This is a genomic window from Thalassolituus sp. LLYu03 (genome assembly GCF_050507655.1).
In the GTDB taxonomy this organism is placed as follows: Bacteria; Pseudomonadota; Gammaproteobacteria; order Pseudomonadales; family Oceanobacteraceae; genus Venatoribacter.
The window spans coordinates 3,256,009-3,276,052 of sequence record NZ_CP191496.1 but is presented as its reverse complement, the minus strand read 5'-3'; the positions used below and the strand labels follow the sequence as shown (position 1 = coordinate 3,276,052).

Here is a 20,044-nt window from a genome sequence, read left to right as displayed (position 1 = left end):
CTCAACCCAGCCCCATCTGCACCAGCGCCATATACACCGCTGTGCCGCCCACAATACTGACCAGCGCCTGCCGGAAGGCGAGGTGCAGGGCGGCAACCAGTGTGAGGCAGCCCAGCTCAGGCAGAAAATCCGCCGACCAGGCAATGTCGTTTTTAAACGAATACACCAGCAACAGCACCATCACCATGGGCGGTAAATAGCGGCCCAGATGTTCCAGCAGTGGGTGGTGCGCCACTTTATACAGCACCACAAATGGCAGTACGCGGGTGAGGAAGGTCACGGCGGCCATCACGGCGATGGCCAGCGTCAGGTACAGCAGGTTGTCGTTCATGGCTGGCGCTCCGCGGGTGCCGCTGCGCGTCGGCTCAGGCGGGTGCTGCGCGCGGCGTATTGCAGCAGTAATACGCTCAGACTCATGAGAATGGCGATCAGCAGCACCTGATCACGGCTGATCAGCAACAGGGTGCCGAGCCCTATGACCAGCGCGGCAATAAAGGGGCGTACATCGCGCAGGTGTTTGTACTGTTCGATGGTCAGCACCATAAACAGGGCGGGTAGTACAAAGGCGATGCCATCAGTGGGGAAGCTCAGCTGGCTGCCCAGCCAGGCGCCGAGGGTGCTGCCGGCAACCCAGTAAATCTGGTGCACGGCCGCCAGTCGCAGCTGAAAACCAGCTTTGCTGACGCCGTCAGGCAAGCGGGTGGAGGTTAGCAGCGAGTAGGTTTCATCGGTCAGGCTGAATATCTGATACAGCCGGCGGACGCCTTTGCTCTGCAGCTGGCTCATGGCCGACAGACCATAAAAAATATGACGGGCATTGAGCAGAAAGGTCGCCACGGCAATTTCCATCAGTCCGGCGTGATTGGCGAGCAAGCCGACCGCCAGAAATTGTGCGGCGCCGGCGTACACCGTCAGCGACATCAGGGTGGCAAACGACCAGTGATAACCCAGTTCCGCAAACAGCACGCCAAAGGCGGCGCCCAGTGGCACATAGCCAAACAGCACGGGCAGGGATGTGCGCAGCACCAGCGCATTCAGGGACGGGGTCGGGCTCAATGGGGTATCCGGCATCAGCAAAAAGGCGCTGATTCTGGCTGTGCCGGCCTGACGGAACAAGGGGCTCTTTGTGAACGCATTATTTCAGCGCGTAATTCACTGACGGCCGTGCCGCACAGGCGGGTATACTGCGCCTTCCTCCACCGCGAACCATGCCCGGATTTGTCATGACGCCCACAGCTCAGGATCTGTTGTTTCTTCCCCTTGGCGGTACCGGCGAGATCGGCATGAACATGAACCTCTACGGTCATGACGGCCAGTGGCTGATGGTCGATTGCGGTGTCACCTTCCCCAAGCCGGGACGCGTCAGCGCCGATGGCACCCGTCATCATTCCGGTGAGCCGGAAATCCAGATGCCGGACCCCTCTTTTATCGCCGAACGCCGCGACCGTCTGGCCGGGCTGATTATTACTCACGCCCACGAAGACCATATCGGCGCGGTGCCTTACCTGTGGGAACAGTTGCGTTGCCCTGTGTACTGCACGCGTTTTACCGCCGAGGTGCTGAAGAAAAAGCTGGCCGAACACGCCTTGCTGCATCGGGTAAAAATCATTGTGCCCGAGACCGGCGAGCGTCTGCAGATCGGCCCGTTTGATGTGCAGTGGTTAGCGCTGACTCACTCCATTCCCGACCCGAATGCGCTGATGATCCGCACCCCGGCGGGTAATGTGTTCCATACCGGCGACTGGAAGCTCGACCCCGATCCACTGGTGGGCCACGGCTATAAAGAAGAAACCTTCACCCGGCTGGCGGCCGAAGGCGTGCGCGCCATGGTGTGCGATTCCACCAACGCCACAGTGAATGGTCACTCGGCGTCGGAAGCCGATTTATACGCAGGCCTGCGTCATTACATCGAAAGTGCGCCGGGGCGAGTGATTGTGACTTGCTTCGGCAGCAATATTGCCCGCCTGCTGACGCTGTCGCACATCGCCGACGACACCGGCCGTTATATGGGGCTGTACGGGCGCTCGCTGGTGAATATGTTCCAGTGCGGTAAGCGCGCCGGCGTCTGGCCTTACAGTGCCGGCACTGTGGATACCGGGCATCTGGGTTATCTGCCGCGCCATGAAGTGCTGGCAGTGGCCACCGGCAGTCAGGGCGAACCGCGTACCGCGCTGCGCCGTCTGGCGTCGGGCACGCACCCCGATTTTGAGCTGGAGCCCGGCGACCGGGTGATTTTCAGTGCGCGTCCGATTCCGGGTAACGAAGAAGCCATTGGTGGTCTGATTCAGCAGCTGCAGGCATTGGGCGTGGAAGTGATTACTGTAGATAACGCGACACTGCCGATTCATGCCTCGGGCCACCCGGCCCAGCGCGAACTGGAAACCCTGTATTCCTGGGTGCAGCCTGAAATCTCAATTCCGGTGCACGGCGAAGACGAACACATGCGTGCGCACGCCGAACTGGCGAAAAGCCGCGGCGTGCCGCGCGCGCTCACCGGGCGCAATGGCGATTTGTTTATGCTGGCGCCGGTGGCCGGTATTCAGCGGCAGAAGGTCGCCACCGGGCGGCTGGGCTGGGAGAAGGGCAAGCTGGTGAAGGTGGTCTGAGCGGGTTTTGTGATATTCCGTTCGGGCCGTCTGGCGCTGATTAAACGAAAAATTAGAACAAGAACTTCCATTTTTTGAGATTTTTTACGGTTTTTCCGAAGCGCATCATGGTCACCATATTCCAACGCACTGACGGAGAATTCCAATGGCGACCCTTCTTTATGTAAAAGGCAGTATCTTTGGTGACCACGGCCAGTCCAGTCAGCTGGCTGAGCAATTCATTAACCGCTGGAAAGAAAGCCACGACAACGCCGCCGTTGTTGTGCGTGATCTGGCCACCGATGTGCCACCGTATCTGGACGCTGCCCGTGTCAGCGCGCTGTTCACGCCGGCCGAAAGCCGCACCGCAGAGCAGAACGAAGTGGTGGCTTACTCCGACGCCCTGATTCAGGAAATCAAAGACGCCGACGCCATTGTTCTCGGTATGCCGATGTACAACTTCACCATTCCGGCGCAGCTGAAGTCTTACCTGGATCACCTGTGCCGCGCCGGTGTGACCTTCAAGTACACTGAAACCGGCCCGGTAGGCCTGCTGGAATCCAAGCCTGTGTACGTGATCACCGCCCGCGGTGGTTTCTACAAAGACACCCCACTGGACAGCCAGACCCCGTTCATCAAGACCATTCTGGGCTTCATTGGTCTGTCCGATGTGACCATGATTCACGCCGAAGGCCTGAACATGGGCGACGAAGTGAAAGGCAAGGCGCTGGAATCAGCGTCGGCTGAGATCGCCGCACTGGTGTAAGTGCTGTGATGTGAAAAAAGGCGCTGCGGCGCCTTTTTTTGTGCCCGCTCAAACGCGCTGCGTGTCTTTCTGTGAAGCCTTGTGTGCCTTTCTGCTCAGAGTCTGAGCGGTGAGTGAAACGTTATTGTGGTTTTTATCCAAGATTTCTGTGGATAACTTTCTGGAAAACTTTTGGGTAAGGTGCTGAATCGCCTGCTATGCGGGCGTCGTGCTCAGATCGGTGAATTTTTAAACGCCCGTTTGCTTCGCCGGCTGAGGTCAGCCGTGGCAAGGGTTGGCAAGTGATTTTTTGTATTTAAATCAGTTGGGTATCGCATCTTTCTGTGTTATGTCCTTAGAAAGCGATGCTAAGTGCTTGTTCTTTGTTTGTGGATAACTTTGTGGGTTATCTCTGGACAGGGTCTGCATAACCGCCCTTTGTGCACAGTGGCCGTGGTTTGCCCTCCGGTTTGTTTGCTTCACCCGCCGGGCCATTTTTGCGATAATCCCGCGCCTTCCGAATGCATAACTGAACACATCCTGATCAGGTCTGATTTCCCCTATGAAACCGCAAATTGCCGAGCTGCTGTCTGCCGCTGTTACCGCTCTTAAGAGTCAGGGAGCCCTTCCCGCCGATCTCGAACCCCGTATCCAGATCGAAAACACCCGCGACAAGGCCCACGGCGACCTCGCTACCAATCTGGCGATGATGCTGGCGAAACCCGCCGGTAAGAATCCGCGTGAACTGGCGCAGGCGCTGGTGGATGCGCTGCCGGTCAATAATCTGGTGGCCAAGGTGGAAATCGCCGGTCCTGGTTTTATTAACTTCTACCTGAGCGACGCCTCGACCGCGAGCCTGGTAAAAGCCGTTCTGGAACAGAAAGACACCTACGGCCGCAACAACGATGGCGCTGGCCGCAAAGTGCAGGTGGAATTCGTATCCGCTAACCCGACCGGCCCGCTGCACATTGGTCACGGCCGTGGTGCCGCGGTGGGCGACTGTATCTGTCGTCTGCTGGAAGCCACCGGCTGGGAAGTGACCCGTGAGTTTTATTACAACGACGCCGGTGCGCAGATCAACAATCTGGCGCTGTCGGTACAGGCGCGTTGCAAAGGTCTGACCCCGGACGACGCAGGCTGGCCGGAAGACGGCTACCGTGGCGATTACATCGTCGATCTGGCGACCAGCTACATGAACGGCGACACCGTCGAATCCGCTGACCAGAGCTACACGGGCGCCAAAGACGCCGACGATCTGGACGCCATCCGTCACTTCGCCGTGGCTTATCTGCGTCGTGAACAGGATCTGGATCTGAAAGCCTTCGCCGTGGACTTCGATGTGTATTTCCTCGAATCCTCCCTGTACAGCGATGGCAAAGTCGAAGACGCGGTACAGCGCCTGATCGCCAACGGCTACACCTACGAAGACGGCGGCGCCCTGTGGCTGCGCACCACCGACTTCGGTGACGACAAAGACCGCGTGATGCGTAAAACCGACGGCGGCTACACCTATTTCGTACCGGACGTGGCCTACCACCTCGACAAATGGAACCGTGGCTTCACCCGCGTGGTGAACGAACAGGGCGCAGACCACCACAGCACCATCACCCGTGTGCGTGCCGGTCTGCAGGCGCTGAATACCGGTATCCCACAGGGCTGGCCTGACTACGTGCTGCACCAGATGGTAACCGTAATGCGCAGCGGCGAAGAGGTGAAAATCTCCAAGCGTGCCGGCAGTTACGTCACCCTGCGCGACCTGATCGACGAAGTGGGCCGTGATGCGACCCGTTACTTCCTGGCCGCGCGTAAAGCCGACAGCCAGCTGACCTTCGATATCGATCTGGCGCGTTCGCAGTCGTCCGATAACCCGGTGTACTACATCCAGTACGCCCACGCCCGTGTGTGCTCTATTTTCCGCAAGCTGGCCGAAGCCGGTCAGAGCTGGAATGTGGAAGCGGGTCTGGCGTCACTGAGCGCGCTGGAGCTGGAATCCGAAAAAGAACTGATTGTGAAACTGGGCCGTTTCCCTGAGGTGGTGAAAAACGCCGCCAACAATAACGAGCCGCACATGGTCGCGACTTACCTGCGTGAGCTGGCCGGCGATTTCCACGCCTGGTACAACTCTGAGAAAACCCTGGTTGAAGACGAAGCCCTGCGTAACGGCCGTCTGGCGCTGGCCGAAGCCGTGCGTCAGGTGATCAGCAATGGTCTGAATCTGCTGGGCGTCTCAAGTCCGGAAGAAATGTAACGAATGGCCGCTACTTTGGCGGCCAAAATGCGTTAAAGTCTGGCCCGGGTTCTCCGGGCCTTGCCTCTGAATTCCCTGAACTGAACTCCGCTTTCATCATTCATTGCAGGTAGCAGCATGTCAGACAGCTCAAGCCATATTCCGAAGTGGGTCTGGATCACCACCCCAACTCTGGCCGTGGCTTTTATCGGTTTTATTCTGTTTTTATCCACCATTCCGTCCGGCGACGAGCTGGATGCGGTAAAAGGCGACGCGCGCAAAGTGCTGCAGCAGGGTGTGGAAAAAGCCAAAGAAGAAACCGCCAGGCAGGTCGATAAGCAGAGCTACGAATTCTACAAGCTGCTGGAAAAGCAGACGGTCGAAGTACCGGAAGTGGATGCCTATCATTCGACGCCAAAAGACAACGAGACTTATCAGTATCGTCTGCAGGCCGGTTCATTCCGCAATGCTGAAGATGCCGAACGCATGCGCGCCAGTCTGCTGCTCGAAGGGTTAACCGCCTACCGTCAGGAAAGCACGGTGAACGGCACCACCTGGCACCGGGTGTTTGTTGGTCCTTTCACGGACCGCTCGAAAATGAACAAGGCGCAGGACATTCTCGCCGAGCGCAGCATCAGCCCGCTGGTGGTGAAAGAGCCGCTGAAGAAATAAATAAAAAAACGCCTCATCTGAGGCGTTTTTTTATGGGCGCTTTTCCGCTTTTCCGCTTTAACTGCGGTTACGGCCGTACACTTCTTCCACCCACGACGGGTGTTTCCACAGAATGCGGATATCGCGGTAATGCACAACATCGCGCCACATGCTGACGAATTCCGCGATCACCAGCCGCAGCGGGTTGAGGGTGGTGGCCGGGCGGAAATTCACACCGTAGCGGATTTCACCGGCGTCTTTCTCATCGACAAAGGTTCCGAATAAACGGTCCCAGATAATAAGCATGCCGGCGAAATTGGTGTCGATCTGTTTCGGGTTGCTGCCGTGATGCACGCGATGATGCGACGGCGTATTAAATACCCATTCAGACCAGCGCGGCAGTTTACGCACCACTTCGGTGTGCACAAAAAACTGAAAAAACAGATTCAGTTCCAGCGCGATCACCGCGTGCTGCAGGCTGAAGCCCACCAGTGCCGCCGGCAGCATGGCGACCAGCATAATGCCGTTGAACGACACCACCGGCGTCTGGCGCAGGGCGGTGGAAAAATTAAAGCGTTCTGAACTGTGGTGCACCCAATGTCCGGCCCAGCCGTAACGCACGGTGTGCATAAAGCGGTGTACCCAGTAAAAGCTGAAATCAATCAGCAGCATCAGCAGCAGGAAATTCAGCCACGGCGATGGTGACTGCCACTGCAGGCCAATGGCGTGCACGGCCAGATACACGGTCGAGGCAATAAAAATCACCGACAACGCATCCAGCACTTTGTAGATCAGGCCGGTGCCGATGTTGGCCAGCGATTCTTTCAGGTCGTAGGCGTCGGCGCGGCCGTGGCGGATCAGCCAGGCGCGTTCGGCAAACATCACGGCAAAGAACACAGGTCCGGCCAGCACGATGAACAACAGAGCGTGTAAGAAGTCTTCCATCTTTTTCTCCGGGTGGTTTGACAGGGTCTGCAATCTACCGGGAAACTGGCCACTCTTATGACGCTTACGTGCCAGGTTTTTAGCATTTCATGCCAACCCTTCAATCCGCCGGCATTATCCGCGTAACCGGCAGCTGGATCCGCCTGCTGACCGACTGGCTTGACCGGGTCGGTGCCGAGGCGCCGGCGCTGCGTGCGGCGGTGGCGGCTTACAGCCCGACCGACAACGTGCCCATCGCCGACTGGTCGCGCATGCTGGAGCAGGCCTTTGCCCTGCGTCCGCAAGACCGGGCGCCAACGCTTGATCTGGCCTCACTGGTGACGCTGGCCCACACCGGCGTGCTCGGCTATCTGGCGGCGGCCTGCGACAATCTTGGGCAGGCGCTGTTGAGTTATCAGCGCTTTGAGCAGTTGTTTTACGGGGCGTCGATCGCTCAGATCAGCGCTGAAGCGCAGGACAATACGCCGTGCGTGTCCATTCGCTGGCAGCCGTTACCGGCCATGGCGCAGGTAGAGGAAGTGGCCATCGCCGCGCTGGTGGCCATTACCCGTCAGCACCTGGTGCGCGATGTGCCGCTGCTGAGCGTGCATTTTCATCATCAGCCGGATGCGCAGCGCCGGCAGGCACTGGAGGCATTTTTCGGCTGTCCTGTGCTGTTCGGTCAGCCGCAGATCCGGTTGGTGTTTGCCGCGTCGGTGCTGACCCTGCCGTTAATGCGCGGCGAACCGGGCCTGCGCGGCTTGCTGGAAGAACAGGCGTCGTCCATGCTGCGGGCAGTGCCCGAATCGGATGAATTTCTGCGGCAGCTGCAGGCCGAGCTGGTACGCGTGCTGCCCGAGGGCGAAGCGACCATCGAGTCACTGGCGCCGCGCCTGTTCTGTTCGGTGCGCACGCTGCAGCGGCGGCTCGATGCCAAGCAGCTGACCTGGAAAGCGCTGCTCGACCGCACCCGTGAACAACTGGCCTGTCAGTATCTGGCCGACCACAGTCTGAGCCTGCTGGAAGTGTCTATGCTGCTCGGCTACCGCAATCAGGGCACGTTTTCCCGTGCTTTCCGCCGCTGGCGCGCCATGAGCCCGCTCGCGTTTCGTCAACAACTGCGCTGCTCGTAAGCGGGCATAACGGATGATGCCAATGACAACCACGCACGACTGGCAGCCTGTGCTGCAACAGCACTTTGGATTTAACGCACTGCGCCCGGGTCAGCAGCCGGTAGTGGAGGCCCTGCTCAGCGGTCATTCGGCGGCGGCGATTTTCCCGACCGGTTCCGGTAAATCTCTGTGCTATCAGCTGCCGGCGCTGATGCTGCCGCATTTAACGCTGGTGATTTCGCCTCTGTTAGCCCTGATGCAGGATCAGGTGCAGTTTTTACGCGGCAAAGGCATTGCCGCCGCGACCATCGACTCGACCCAGAGCCGCGACGAAACGCAGGAGGTGATGAACGGCGTGCGCAGCGGCACGGTGAAAATTCTGATGGTGTCGGTCGAGCGTCTGAAGAACGAACGCTTCCGACAGTTTATCGCGCAGGTGCCCATCTCATTGCTGGTGGTGGACGAAGCGCACTGCATTTCCGAATGGGGCCACAATTTCCGCCCGGATTATTTAAAGCTGCCCGATTACTGCCGCGATTTCCGCATTCCGCAGGTCTTGCTGCTGACGGCCACCGCCACGACAGCGGTTATTGATGATATGCGCCGCCATTTTGCCATCGCGCCGCAGCACGTGGTGTGCACCGGTTTTTACCGGCCGAATTTACGCCTGTTAGCGCAGCCGACGGCGCCGGCGCAGCGGCTGGAAAAATGCGCGGTGTGGCTGAATTATCTGGCGCAGAAATGTGCGGAAAAACAGCAGGATTTTGCCGCCATTGTGTACGTCACGCTGCAGGCCACGGCCGAGGAAATCGCCAGCGAATTAAACCGGCGTTTACCCTTTGCGGTCGAGGCCTATCACGCCGGTCTGGAAAGCGGTGCGCGTGAAGGCATTCAGCAGCGTTTTATGACCGGAAAAACCCCGGTTATTGTCGCCACCATTGCCTTCGGTATGGGCGTCGATAAAAGCAATATCCGTCAGGTGATTCATTACGACCTGCCGAAATCCATCGAAAATTACAGTCAGGAAATCGGCCGTGCCGGACGCGACGGCAAGGCGTCGGACTGCATTATGCTGGGCGACGATTCCGGCCTGACCGTGCTCGAGAATTTTGTCTACGGCGACACGCCGGAGCAGGGCAGCATCGGCATGGTGCTGGATACCATCCGTGCGCAGCAGAGCGGCGGGCAATGGGAAGTGCTGATGACACCGCTGTCGGCCGCCAGCAATGTCCGCCTGTTGCCGCTGAAAACCCTGCTGGTGAATCTGGAAATGCGCGGTGTGCTGACCTCGTTGTACAGCTATTTTGCCGAATACAAATTCCGGCTGGCGGTCACTGAGGGGGAATTGCTGGCGCATTTTCAGCCGGAACAACAGGGCTTTTTGCAGACCCTGCTCGGCAGCTGCGATAAAGGCCGGGTGTGGTACAGCTTAAATACCGAGGCGCTGGAAAAAGCGCTGCCGGCCGCTGATGTGCCGGTGCGCGTGCGCGCGCTGAGCGCACTGGAGTTCTGCCAGGAGCGCGGCTGGCTGCAGCTTGAAAGCAAGCAGATGACCGACGTCTACCGCGTGCATGAAGCGGCGCTGATGAATCCGCAACTCGCCGGTGAGCTGTATCAGCATTTTCTGCACAAGCAGCAGAGTGAGATCGCGCGTATTCACGCCATGCTCGATCTGTTCCGCCAGCCGCGTTGCTTAAGCCGTCAGCTGGCCGCCTATTTTGCCCAGCCGCTCGACAGCGACTGCGGGCATTGTTCAGTCTGTCGCGGTCAGTTTGTGCCCTGGCCGGACGCTGCTCAGCAGCCCGCACTGACGCTGGATATCGCGCCCCTGTGCGCGCCGCTGGAGCAGGCCATTCAGGGCGCCTTCGGGCAGCCGGCCAGCGACGAGCTGTTAACCCGGTATTTATGTGGTATTCATGTGCCCTGGCTGAGCAAGGTCAAAGCCCGTGCTCTGGGTGCCATGGGGCAGCTGGAGCACTGGCCATACGCGCAGGTGCTGGCTCGGGTGCAGCAGCGCCGCTGATCGGTGGGCAAGGAGTCCGGAGATGTTATGAGTGTGGAACGAAGTACCGAGTACCTGCAGGTGGTGACCCCGGAAGGGCCGCGGCGCATGGCGTATCAGCGCTGGACGGACACAACGCAGACACCAACGCGCCTGCTGATCTGCGTGCACGGCCTGACCCGCAACAGCCGCGATTTCGACGCGCTGGCGGAGCGGCTGGCGGGTGAGTATCTGGTGATCTGCCCGGATGTGCTCGGGCGCGGTGACAGCGACTGGCTGGTTCAGTCGGCGCTCTATGGCTACCCCCTGTATCTGGCGCAGATGCAGCAACTGCTGCTGACTCTGGCGGCCCAGACAGGCCTCAACGACTGTGATTGGGTCGGTACCTCCATGGGTGGGCTGATCGGCATGATGCTCGCTGCGCAGCCCGACAGCATGATCCGCCGGTTGGTGATGAACGACGTCGGTCCTTTTATTCCCTATGCCGCGCTGGCGCGTTTGGGTCAGTACGTTGGCAAGGCGCCACTGTTCGATTCGGTTGCATCGGCGGAGGCCTTTCTGCGGGTGGTTGCGGCGCCCTTTGGTCCGCTTACGGACGATCAGTGGCGTCATCTGGCCGAGCATGGTACCGAACCCTGCGAAGGCCAGTTACGGCTGCGCTACGACCCGGCGATTGCCGAAGGTTTTGCGCTGGTAACCGGTGATATCGACCTGAGCGTTGTGTGGAACGCAGTGACTTGTCCTGTGCTGGTGATTCGCGGTGGTGAATCCGACCTGTTGCTGGCCGGCACGGCGCGCAGCATGCTGCAACGGCCGGATACCCAGTTGGTCGAATTTCCCGGCATCGGCCATGCGCCTATGCTGATGGCCCGCGATCAGATCAATGCGGTAGAGCATTTTCTGTTCGGCTGACCTGTTAGGCCTGGGTTACAGAACCCGTACAAAATAACAACAAAAATCACTCCTAATGGCAGAACAGCCGTTCAATGTTGTTCTAAAATTACGACATTAAAGGTCATTCGGAGTGACTGGCGTGAAATTATACGAGCTTGGTCCGGAGAAAGAGGATCTCAGTGAGAATCAGATGCTGCATATCCACATTGCAGCCGCGCTGGTCAGCAGCCTGTTTTTGTTCATCGTCGCGTTCATCATTATCAGCTGAGTCTGATAGAAAGCAGGGTAGATCCTGCTACGACAAAGCCCGCGTAAGCGGGCTTTTTTGTTTCTGCTGTTCGACAATGTTGTCTTGTGAATCGAACTCGTGAGATGACGCCTGAACAACAGACATAAAAAATAGCAGGCAATAAAAAAGCCCGTACATTTCTGTACGGGCCTTTCGAATTTGGTGGTGCCCAGAGGCGGAATCGAACCACCGACACGGGGATTTTCAATCCCCTGCTCTACCGACTGAGCTATCTGGGCGTCTCTTCGACACAATCTTGTGTTCGTCGAGTGGCGCGTATTAAACCCGTAACGCTTTCAGGTGTCAAGCGCCTGTTTCAAATTATTTATCTTTATTTTCAGGCACATAGCCTTCGGCTTTGTCGAAGGCCTCACCACTGAAGAAAAGGTCGCGCTGTTCGGTCAGATATTTGCGCGCCTGCATGTCCATCATGTTCAGGTGTTTCTCGTTGATCAGGCGGGTCTGGTGCTCGGTCCATTCGCCCCAGGCTTTGGCTGACACGTTCAGGTAGATGTCTTCACCTTTGGGGCCGGGGAATGGCGCGGCACTCAGGCCTTCCAGTTCTTGCTGGTACTTTTTGCAGAATACGGTGCGGGTCATAGCAGGTCCTCAGCGCTGTGGCGGTCGAGCAGCATTTTAACAGGTGCCGCCAGTCCGAGGGTGCTGGGGCGGTCGGGATCATACCAGTGTGTGGTGTCAGGCGCTTCGCGCACCGCCGACGGCTGTGCATGCAGGTGGAACACCAGTGGCTGAATATCCAGATGGTAGTGACTGAAGGTGTGGCGGAAGGCGGTCAGCCATTCGCTGCGCCAGTGAACGCCCGGCAGGGTTTGTGTCAGCCAGCGTTCGGCGGAACCGGCGTCTTCGGCCTCGGGAAAACTCCACAAACCACCCCAGATGCCCTGCTGCGGGCGTTGCAGCAGCAGATATTGGCCATCGGGATTGCGCACCATCAGCAGCAGTGTGCTTTTTACCGGCTTCTCTTTTTTCGGCTTACTGTTCGGGAACTGGGTTGGCTTGCCGGTCTGCAGGCCCGCGCATTGTGGCTGTAACGGGCAGATGCCGCAGGCGGGTTTGCTGCGTGTGCACAGGGTGGCGCCCAGGTCCATCATGGCCTGAGTATATTCGCGGGAGCTGTGATCGGGCGTCAGCTCTTCGGCCAGCGTCCACAGCCGGTTCTGAACCTTGAGTTCACCCGGCCAGCCGTCGATGGCGAAGAAGCGGGTCAGGACTCGTTTGACGTTGCCATCCAGAATCGGGGCGTTAATGCCCATGCTGATGGAGGCGATGGCGGCGGCAGTAGAGCGGCCGATGCCGGGCAGTTCGCTGAGCTGCTCCACCGAGCGCGGAAATTCGCCATTAAGATCGCTGACGATGCGCTTGGCGCAGGCGTGCAAATTACGGCCGCGGGCGTAATAGCCGAGCCCGGTCCACAGGTGCAGAACGTCGTCTTGCTCGGCGGAGGCCAGCGACTGTACATCCGGGAAGCGCTGCATAAAGCGCTCAAAGTAGGGGATAACCGTGGTGACCTGAGTCTGCTGCAGCATGATTTCAGACACCCACACGCGGTAGGGGGAAATAGCCTGCTGCCAGGGGAGGTCTTTACGGCCGTGCTGGTGGTACCAGTTCAGCACGGCTTCGCTGAAGGTAAACGCCTTGCTCATGATGTCCGTTCGGGATCAGGGGGCGACAGTATACGTCATTGCACCTGACGGGTATCGGATTCGCGCAGGCGGTCGCTTTCGCTCAGGAACTGATGCAGCTGGCCCAGCGACAGCGGCCGGCTGAACAGGTAACCCTGTCCTTCGTCGCAGTTGTTCTGCCGCAGGAACTGCAGCTGCTCCTGAGTTTCCACACCTTCGGCCACCACAGTCAGCGACAGTTTATGCGCCATGGCAATCACCGCAGCGGTGATGGCCATGTCGTTTTTGTCGCCGGGAATATCCATCACGAACGAGCGGTCGACTTTGAGTACGTCGATCGGGAAACGCTTGATGTACGCCAGTGACGAGTAGCCGGTACCGAAGTCGTCGATGGCGATGGTGACGCCGGTTTTCTTGATTTCCTGCATGATCTGAATCGCCGATTCCACGTCTTCCATCAGGGTGCTTTCGGTGATCTCCAGCTCCAGACACTGAGGCGGAATGGCGGTGATTTCCAGCACGTTGCGGATGCGCTGCAGCAGGTACGGGTCGGTGAACTGACGGGCCGACAGGTTAACTGCCACTTTGGCATTGGCTGGCAGTACCCGGCTGCGGATCAGTGAGCTGATCTGGCGGCAGCTCTGTTCCAGCACCCAGCTGCCGATCTCAAGAATCTGGCCGGTTTCTTCCGCCACCGGAATAAAGCGGTCGGGCGTGATCATGCCTTTTTCCGGATGCTGCCAGCGGATCAGGGTTTCGACCCCGGTAATGCCGAAATCGAACAGGCTGATTTTCGGCTGGAACACCAGGCTGAACTGCTGACGGGCGATGGCCTCGTTGATTTCTTTTTCCAGCGACAGGTGTTCGAGGATGGAGTGGTTCATGTCCTCGGAGAAAAACTGGAAGTTATTGCGGCCGAGTTCTTTGGCGCGGTACATGGCCAGGTCGGCGTTTTTCATCAGGGTATTGGCGTCGGTGGAATCTTCCGGCGTCAGGGTAATACCGATACTGACGGTGGTGACTATGTCCTGACCCTTGATGCGGATCGGCTTGGCCATGGCGTACAGCAGCTTCTCGGCGACCACTAAAACGTCGGAGGTGTGGTGCACGTCGGTGAGCAGAATGGTGAACTCGTCACCGCCGATGCGCGATACGGTGTCGTTTTCGCGCACCGTGTTGCTCAGGCGGTTGGCCACTTCTTTCAGCAGAATATCGCCGGCGTCGTGACCCAGGGTGTCGTTTACGCGCTTGAACTGGTCCATATCGAGGAACATCAGCGCCATCGACGAGCCGGAGCGCAATACACTTTTAACCGCTTTTTCGAGGCGGTTACGGAACAGACGGCGGTTGGCCAGACCGGTCAGCGGGTCGTAGAAGGCCAGCGTTTCCATCTGGATCTGCGCGGCTTTCAGTTCGGAAATATCAGAGATGGCACCCAGGTAGCCGAGCAGTTCGCCGTTGCGGTCGTGCAGGGCACTGGCCAGCAGCTGAATCCAGATCGGGCTCTGGTCGCGGCGCAGCAGACGCAGCTCGAGCGCCACGCTTTCCTGCTCACAGACCAGACGGTTCCACGCCTGTTGGGTAGCGGCCAGATCATCGGGATGAATGCGGGCAAACCATTCCTGCAGGCCGGGCATTTCATCCTGCACACCGTGAATATCACGCCAGCGCTGGTTAACGTATTGCAGGCGCTGTTTCGGATCGACCTGAAAAATACCGACCGGCGACAGCGCGGTGAGTTTGCGGAAGCGCTCTTCGCTGGTTTTCAGCGAGGCGTTTTCTTCTTCCACCGTGCGCAGCAGGCCATTGAACAGGTCGACCAGATCGCCCAGTTCGTCGTGATTCTCTTTGTCGGCGCGGATCGAATAGTCCTTGCGCAGCATGATGTGACGCAGGGTGTTGCTCAGATCGCGCATCGGACGCGCCACCACTTCCTGCAGCCGGGTGGCCAGAAGCACCGAGAGAATCACCGCCGCCAGCAGAATCAGACCGGAAAAGATCAGGAACTGGCTGATGCGCTGCATCAGGTCTTTGTGGCTGATCTCGATGTACAGCGTGCCGATCGGGGTTTCGTCGAGCAGGATCGGAAAGAACTGACTGAAGTTCACGTTACTGTTGGTTTGCAGTATGTGCAGCTGCTTCGGACACGGCTGGGTTTCGTCGCCGGCAATATAGCTGGCCGCCAGTGTCTGAGGATCGGCATAAATACAGCCGCGGATGACGCTGCTGTCGGCCTTCAGGGTGTTCAGGTTGGTGGTCAGCAGGTCGTAGTCGCTGAAGGTGAGGGCGGCAGTGGCCCGGCCGGCGATCACTTCGCCGAGCACCGCCATCTTCTTCTGCACGTCCTGACGGGCGAGGTAATACTCCAGCGAGATGAACGCCATATTGGATGAAACCAGCGTCAGGCCGGTGATGATCAGGACGATGATCAGCAGCTTGCGGCGCAGGGTCTGGGCGCGGAGCATGTTAATCATGACGGGTATCTGCCACGGGCGGTGCTGAAATCAGCAAGGAGATAAAGCGCCAAACGCGGGCTTGAATGCTGGTCATGGAATCCTGCAGATGGTTACAACTGAACGGTTGATAGTGGCAATCCGCCGCCCACCATGCAAGCACAGCATCCGGAAAGCGGTGCAGCCTGTGGTGCTGATCACTTTATAAGATTAGGAAGTCCGGGCCCTGTTGTCAGGTTTGAGGCAAAAAAAACTGGCCACAAGGGCCAGTCGGAAGGGGGAGGAAAACAGCAAGGAGAGAGTTGCTGTCTTATTTGTTCACATCCTCGGCGGAAAGTTCCGCAAGCAGATCATTCATGCTGATGTTCTGCAGACGCTCGCTCAGCTGGTCGCGGTAGGTTTTCACCATGCCGAGGCCGGCAATCACGGCGTCGTAGATGCGCCAGCTGTTGGTGTCTTTGTCGAAGTACAGACGGAAATCGACAGGCACCGTCTGGCCGTTGTTCTGCTTCAGGGTGCCTTTCACCAGTGCTTTGTCGTTGGTGTCGTTCAGCAGCGGGTCTTCAAACACGAACTGCTCGCCGTTGAACGCCTTGAACGCGCCGGCGTAGGTGCGGATCTGACGTTCACGGAAACGTTCAATAAAGGCCGAGCGCTGTTCCGGGGTGGCACGGCGCCAGTACTTGCCCAGTGCGCCCATGGCGATCTTTTCCTGATCGATGGCCGGCACAATGTAGGTTTCTACCAGACGACGCACTTCCGTTTCGGTGCGTTCTTCCGGGGTCAGTTTGTTCAGTTCAGCAATGATGCCGTAGGTAGCGTCCGTGACAACGTCTTTCGGGGCTTTTGCTTCAGCGGCCATGGCGGCTGAACCCAGCACCAGTGCGGTCAGAAACAGGACGAATGCAGACACGGACTGCAGCGCGATTCTCATAGTTATAAGGCTCCGGATATTCAACCGATGGCACAGTATGGCGTGGGGGGAATATGAATAAAAGCGGGGGCGGGTGAATATTTTGTTGCATCCATGCAACATATGCGGCCATTTATGCTGGATTGTATATAAATATGCCGTTTATCAGTTGGAAGTGGCGACGCGTCAGGGCGCCCTGCAGGTAATCGGGCACAGACTCCAGCTGCAGGCTCTGCTGTTGCTGATCGGCCCAGCGCTGCATCAGGTGCAGCATCTGATGCATCACGCCGCGGCGTTGGGTAATGGCGCGCACGCCGGCGTCAGAAATCACGACACCCTGTTCACCTTCTTTGGCCAGCACCGCCCCTATGATGCGGTCGTTGAACCGGCCTGCCATGATCCAGCCACCATCGGCCAGAAATTGCTGCAGAGAGGCCGCATCCGGACGGAAGCCGTCGGGTGCCGTTTCTGCGTGGATTTTGTTCAGGTCGTTGAAGTCAGCCTCGGTTGGCTGATGGATGTGTTCGAGTCTTACGGGCACGGGTGGCTCCCGGTGGGAAGTACAGCCTGTTACTGCGGGGCTGTTAAAACGCTGGGCCGTCGCAGTACGGCCTACTTTCTTGGGCGCTTTGCTTTATAATGCTTTCCTTTCCATTTTGCGAGAGTTGGAGCAAGCCCATGACCCGCGCAGCCACGGTCGAGCGTAATACGCTGGAGACCCAGATCAGCGTGACCATCAATCTTGATGGCACCGGTAAATCCCGCTTTGATACCGGAGTTCCTTTTCTGGAACACATGCTGGATCAGATTGCCCGTCATGGTCTGATCGACCTCGACATCACCTGCAAAGGCGACAACCACATCGACGACCACCACAGTGTGGAAGACATTGGTATCACCCTGGGTCAGGCCTTTGCCAAAGCGGTTGGCGATAAAAAAGGCATCGTGCGTTACGGCCACTCTTATGTGCCGCTGGACGAGGCGCTGTCACGCGTGGTGATCGATTTCTCAGGCCGTCCGGGTCTGAACATGAATGTGGAATTTACCCGCGCGTCCATTGGCAAGCTGGATACCCAGCTGTTCTGGGAATTCTTCCAGGGCTTTGTGAATCACGCTGGTGTGACCCTGCACATCGACAACCTGAAAGGCTTCAATGCGCACCATCAGGCCGAAACCATTTTCAAAGCGTTCGGCCGCGCCCTGCGTATGGCGCTGGAGCTGGATCCGCGTATGGCCGGCGTAATGCCATCCACCAAAGGTTGCCTGTAAGGCCTGACGGATTTTAAGGAAAGACGTGCATGAGCAGTAAAATCTGTGCAGTGATCGACTATGGCATGGGCAACCTGCACTCGGCCCACGGCGCTTTGCAGACCGTGGCGCCGGATACCAATGTGCTGGTGACCAGCGATCCGGAAACCATTCTGAAAGCCGACCACGTGGTGCTACCGGGTGTTGGCGCTATCCGCGACTGCATGGCCGAAATCCGCCGTCAGGGCATTGATCAGGTGGTGGCCGAGGTGCGTAAAACCAAACCTCTGCTGGGTATCTGTGTCGGCATGCAGGCGATGATGAATTCTTCTGAAGAAAACGGTGGCGTGGATTGCATGGGGTTATTCCCGGGTGCGGTGCGTTTCTTCGGCAAAGATCTGATTGAAAACGGTGAACACCTGAAAGTGCCGCATATGGGCTGGAATCAGGTGTCTCAGGTTGCGCATCCGCTCTGGGCCGGTATTCCGGACAGCAGTCGCTTCTATTTTGTGCACTCCTTTTACGTGCAGGCAGAAAAGCCTGAACAGGTGAAAGGCCGCGGACATTACGGCGTTGATTTCGCCGCCGCCATTGGCGAAGACAACGTCTTTGCTGTGCAATTCCACCCGGAAAAAAGCCACAACGCCGGCCTCGCGCTGCTGCGTAATTTCTTAGCCTGGGATGGTCAGGCCTGATTTTCTGAAACAGTTTTAAGGTACAACAATGCTGGTAATTCCTGCGATTGATTTGAAAGATGGTCAGTGCGTGCGTCTGCGTCAGGGCCGTATGGACGATTCCACCGTATTCGGTGACGACCCGGTTTCCATGGCGAAACGCTGGGTAGATGCCGGCTGCCGCCGTCTGCATCTGGTTGACCTGAACGGCGCGTTTGCCGGAACCCCGGTGAACGGCGAAGCCGTGACCGCCATTGCCAAAGCCTTCCCTGGCCTGCCGATTCAGATCGGTGGCGGTATCCGCACCCTGGAAACCATTGAGCACTACATCAAAGCTGGCGTCAGCTATGTGATCATCGGCACCAAAGCGGTTAAAGAGCCGGCGTTTGTAAAAGAAGCCTGCAAAGCCTTTCCGGGTACTGTGATTGTTGGTCTGGATGCTCAGGATGGCTTTGTTGCCACCGACGGCTGGGCTGAAGTATCGACTGTTAAAGCGGTTGATCTGGCCAAACAGTTCCGGGATGACGGTGTGACTTCTATTGTTTACACCGACATTGCCCGCGACGGCATGATGCAGGGGGTTAACGTCGAAGCCACGCTGCAACTGGCGGTTGAAGGCGGTATTCCGGTGATCGCTTCCGGTGGTGTAACCAATATCGAAGATATCCGCGCGCTGTCGAAAGTGGCGGGTCAGGGTATTCTCGGCGCTATTACCGGCCGTGCCATCTATGAAGGCACCCTGGACGTGGCCGAAGCACAGACGCTGGCCGACGAGTTAACAGGAGCCTGATATGGCGCTCGCGAAACGCATCATTCCCTGTCTGGATGTGGATAAAGGCCGCGTAGTAAAAGGCGTGAACTTTGTCGGCATCCGCGACGCCGGTGATCCGGTGGAAATCGCCAAGCGTTACAACGATCAGGGCGCCGACGAAATCACGTTCCTTGATATTACTGCCAGTCACGAAGGTCGCGACACCACAGTGCACATGGTTGAAGCCATTGCCGAGCAGGTGTTTATCCCGCTGACTGTGGGTGGTGGTATCCGCGAAATCGACGACATCCGTCGTATGCTCAATGCCGGTGCCGATAAGGTGTCGATCAACTCGGCGGCTGTGTATAACCCGGATTTCGTGAAGGCTGCTTCCGATAAATTCGGTGCACAGTGCATCGTGGTGGCGATCGATGCCAAGCAGGTGGCCGATGGCCGCTGGGAAATTTTCACCCACGGCGGTCGTAAGCCAACCGGCATTAACGCCGTGGAATGGGCGGCAAAAATGGAGCAGTTCGGCGCTGGCGAAATCCTGCTGACCTCCATGGATCGCGACGGTGTGAAATCCGGTTTCGATCTGGGTGTTACCCGTGCCATTGCTGATGCAGTGAATATTCCGGTCATCGCCTCCGGCGGTGTCGGTAATCTCGACCATCTGGTCGACGGCGTAAAAATCGGCCGCGCGGATGCGGTACTGGCCGCCAGTATTTTCCACTTCGGGGAATACACAGTGCAGCAGGCCAAGCAGCATATGGCCGCCGCTGGTATTGAGATGCGTCTGGACTGAGCGCACAGCAATTGACCACAAAAGAGCCCCGCCTCTGCCTGAGTCGGGGCTTTTTTGTGCCTGTCGTTCAAAAAAGCGGGCTGGCGCATTTTCAAAACGTGGCGCTTGTTGTGTAATTGGTCACTCGT

Annotated in this window: 20 protein-coding genes and 1 tRNA gene; 12 read left to right on the top strand and 9 right to left on the bottom strand. The window is 58.1% G+C overall.

Translation table 11 applies throughout. From position 1 onward, the window contains the following. Position 1: 1 nt before the first annotated feature. Entirely contained in the window at positions 2 to 331 is a 330-nt protein-coding gene (locus ACQUQU_RS14575) for a branched-chain amino acid transporter permease (protein WP_430460432.1), read from the bottom strand. Beyond that, the gene (locus ACQUQU_RS14570) at positions 328 to 1,056 is read right to left on the bottom strand and encodes an AzlC family ABC transporter permease (protein WP_430460431.1); all 729 of its coding nucleotides are present in this window, start codon (positions 1,054 to 1,056) and stop codon (positions 328 to 330) included. The genes ACQUQU_RS14575 and ACQUQU_RS14570 overlap by 4 nt, the downstream gene beginning before the upstream one ends. Positions 1,057 to 1,223: 167 nt before the next feature. Here ACQUQU_RS14570 and ACQUQU_RS14565 point away from each other — a divergent pair, with 167 nt between their 5' ends. The 4 genes from ACQUQU_RS14565 (at position 1,224) to ACQUQU_RS14550 (ending at position 6,229) form a co-directional block, all read left to right on the top strand. Further along, a complete protein-coding gene (locus ACQUQU_RS14565; protein ID WP_430460430.1) occupies positions 1,224 to 2,606 on the top strand; it encodes a ribonuclease J in 1,383 nt (460 codons plus the stop codon). Between the two features lie 145 nt (positions 2,607 to 2,751). Continuing rightward, a complete protein-coding gene (locus tag ACQUQU_RS14560) occupies positions 2,752 to 3,351 on the top strand; it encodes an FMN-dependent NADH-azoreductase (protein ID WP_430460429.1) in 600 nt (199 codons plus the stop codon). Positions 3,352 to 3,892: 541 nt separating this feature from the next. After that, positions 3,893 to 5,578 carry an arginine--tRNA ligase gene (argS, locus tag ACQUQU_RS14555; protein ID WP_430460428.1) on the top strand — a complete coding sequence of 562 codons (1,686 nt, stop codon included), beginning with the start codon at positions 3,893 to 3,895 and terminating at the stop codon, positions 5,576 to 5,578. A 117-nt stretch (positions 5,579 to 5,695) separates the two neighbouring features. Then, positions 5,696 to 6,229 (top strand): SPOR domain-containing protein, encoded by a 534-nt coding sequence (locus ACQUQU_RS14550; protein ID WP_430460427.1) that lies wholly within the window; start codon positions 5,696 to 5,698, stop codon positions 6,227 to 6,229. A 57-nt stretch (positions 6,230 to 6,286) separates the two neighbouring features. On the opposite strand, the gene ACQUQU_RS14545 is transcribed toward ACQUQU_RS14550, so the two are convergent. After that, entirely contained in the window at positions 6,287 to 7,153 is an 867-nt protein-coding gene (locus ACQUQU_RS14545) for a sterol desaturase family protein (RefSeq protein WP_430460426.1), read from the bottom strand. An 89-nt stretch (positions 7,154 to 7,242) separates the two neighbouring features. On the opposite strand from ACQUQU_RS14545, the gene ACQUQU_RS14540 reads away from it, so the two are divergent. The 4 genes from ACQUQU_RS14540 (at position 7,243) to ACQUQU_RS14525 (ending at position 11,408) form a co-directional block, all read left to right on the top strand. Further along, on the top strand, positions 7,243 to 8,265 hold the full coding sequence (locus ACQUQU_RS14540; protein WP_430460425.1) for an AraC family transcriptional regulator ligand-binding domain-containing protein: 1,023 nt from the start codon (positions 7,243 to 7,245) through the stop codon (positions 8,263 to 8,265). A 22-nt stretch (positions 8,266 to 8,287) separates the two neighbouring features. Next, positions 8,288 to 10,267, top strand: a complete 1,980-nt coding sequence (locus tag ACQUQU_RS14535; protein WP_430460424.1) for a RecQ family ATP-dependent DNA helicase — start codon at positions 8,288 to 8,290, stop codon at positions 10,265 to 10,267. A 27-nt stretch (positions 10,268 to 10,294) separates the two neighbouring features. Further along, positions 10,295 to 11,158, top strand: a complete 864-nt coding sequence (locus tag ACQUQU_RS14530; RefSeq protein WP_430460423.1) for an alpha/beta fold hydrolase — start codon at positions 10,295 to 10,297, stop codon at positions 11,156 to 11,158. A gap of 121 nt (positions 11,159 to 11,279) precedes the next feature. After that, entirely contained in the window at positions 11,280 to 11,408 is a 129-nt protein-coding gene (locus tag ACQUQU_RS14525) for a hypothetical protein (protein WP_430460422.1), read from the top strand. 184 nt (positions 11,409 to 11,592) lie between these two features. Here ACQUQU_RS14525 and ACQUQU_RS14520 read toward each other — a convergent pair. The 6 genes from ACQUQU_RS14520 to ACQUQU_RS14495 form a co-directional block, all read right to left on the bottom strand. Continuing rightward, a tRNA-Phe gene (locus ACQUQU_RS14520) sits at positions 11,593 to 11,668 on the bottom strand. 82 nt (positions 11,669 to 11,750) lie between these two features. After that, entirely contained in the window at positions 11,751 to 12,029 is a 279-nt protein-coding gene (locus ACQUQU_RS14515) for an oxidative damage protection protein (RefSeq protein WP_430460421.1), read from the bottom strand. Further along, the gene (gene mutY / locus ACQUQU_RS14510) at positions 12,026 to 13,093 is read right to left on the bottom strand and encodes an A/G-specific adenine glycosylase (RefSeq protein WP_430460420.1); all 1,068 of its coding nucleotides are present in this window, start codon (positions 13,091 to 13,093) and stop codon (positions 12,026 to 12,028) included. The genes ACQUQU_RS14515 and mutY overlap by 4 nt, the downstream gene beginning before the upstream one ends. Before the next feature lie 35 nt (positions 13,094 to 13,128). Beyond that, entirely contained in the window at positions 13,129 to 15,546 is a 2,418-nt protein-coding gene (locus ACQUQU_RS14505) for an EAL domain-containing protein (RefSeq protein WP_430460419.1), read from the bottom strand. A gap of 289 nt (positions 15,547 to 15,835) precedes the next feature. Next, a complete protein-coding gene (locus ACQUQU_RS14500; protein WP_430460418.1) occupies positions 15,836 to 16,459 on the bottom strand; it encodes an MlaC/ttg2D family ABC transporter substrate-binding protein in 624 nt (207 codons plus the stop codon). Between the two features lie 112 nt (positions 16,460 to 16,571). Further along, on the bottom strand, positions 16,572 to 16,979 hold the full coding sequence (locus ACQUQU_RS14495; RefSeq protein ID WP_430460417.1) for an acetyl-CoA sensor PanZ family protein: 408 nt from the start codon (positions 16,977 to 16,979) through the stop codon (positions 16,572 to 16,574). A 137-nt stretch (positions 16,980 to 17,116) separates the two neighbouring features. Here ACQUQU_RS14495 and hisB point away from each other — a divergent pair, with 137 nt between their 5' ends. The 4 genes from hisB to hisF are packed head-to-tail and all read left to right on the top strand — an operon-like array spanning position 17,117 to position 19,916. Continuing rightward, positions 17,117 to 17,707: an imidazoleglycerol-phosphate dehydratase HisB gene (gene hisB / locus ACQUQU_RS14490; protein ID WP_430460416.1), complete on the top strand. Its 591-nt coding sequence runs from the start codon at positions 17,117 to 17,119 to the stop codon at positions 17,705 to 17,707. Positions 17,708 to 17,736: 29 nt separating this feature from the next. Further along, on the top strand, positions 17,737 to 18,381 hold the full coding sequence (gene hisH, locus ACQUQU_RS14485; RefSeq protein WP_430460415.1) for an imidazole glycerol phosphate synthase subunit HisH: 645 nt from the start codon (positions 17,737 to 17,739) through the stop codon (positions 18,379 to 18,381). Positions 18,382 to 18,409: 28 nt separating this feature from the next. Continuing rightward, positions 18,410 to 19,150, top strand: a complete 741-nt coding sequence (hisA, locus tag ACQUQU_RS14480) for a 1-(5-phosphoribosyl)-5-[(5-phosphoribosylamino)methylideneamino]imidazole-4-carboxamide isomerase (protein WP_430460414.1) — start codon at positions 18,410 to 18,412, stop codon at positions 19,148 to 19,150. Between the two features lies 1 nt (position 19,151). Next, complete coding sequence (gene hisF, locus ACQUQU_RS14475; protein WP_430460413.1) at positions 19,152 to 19,916, top strand: imidazole glycerol phosphate synthase subunit HisF; 765 nt, start codon at positions 19,152 to 19,154, stop codon at positions 19,914 to 19,916. Positions 19,917 to 20,044 lie beyond the last annotated feature (128 nt).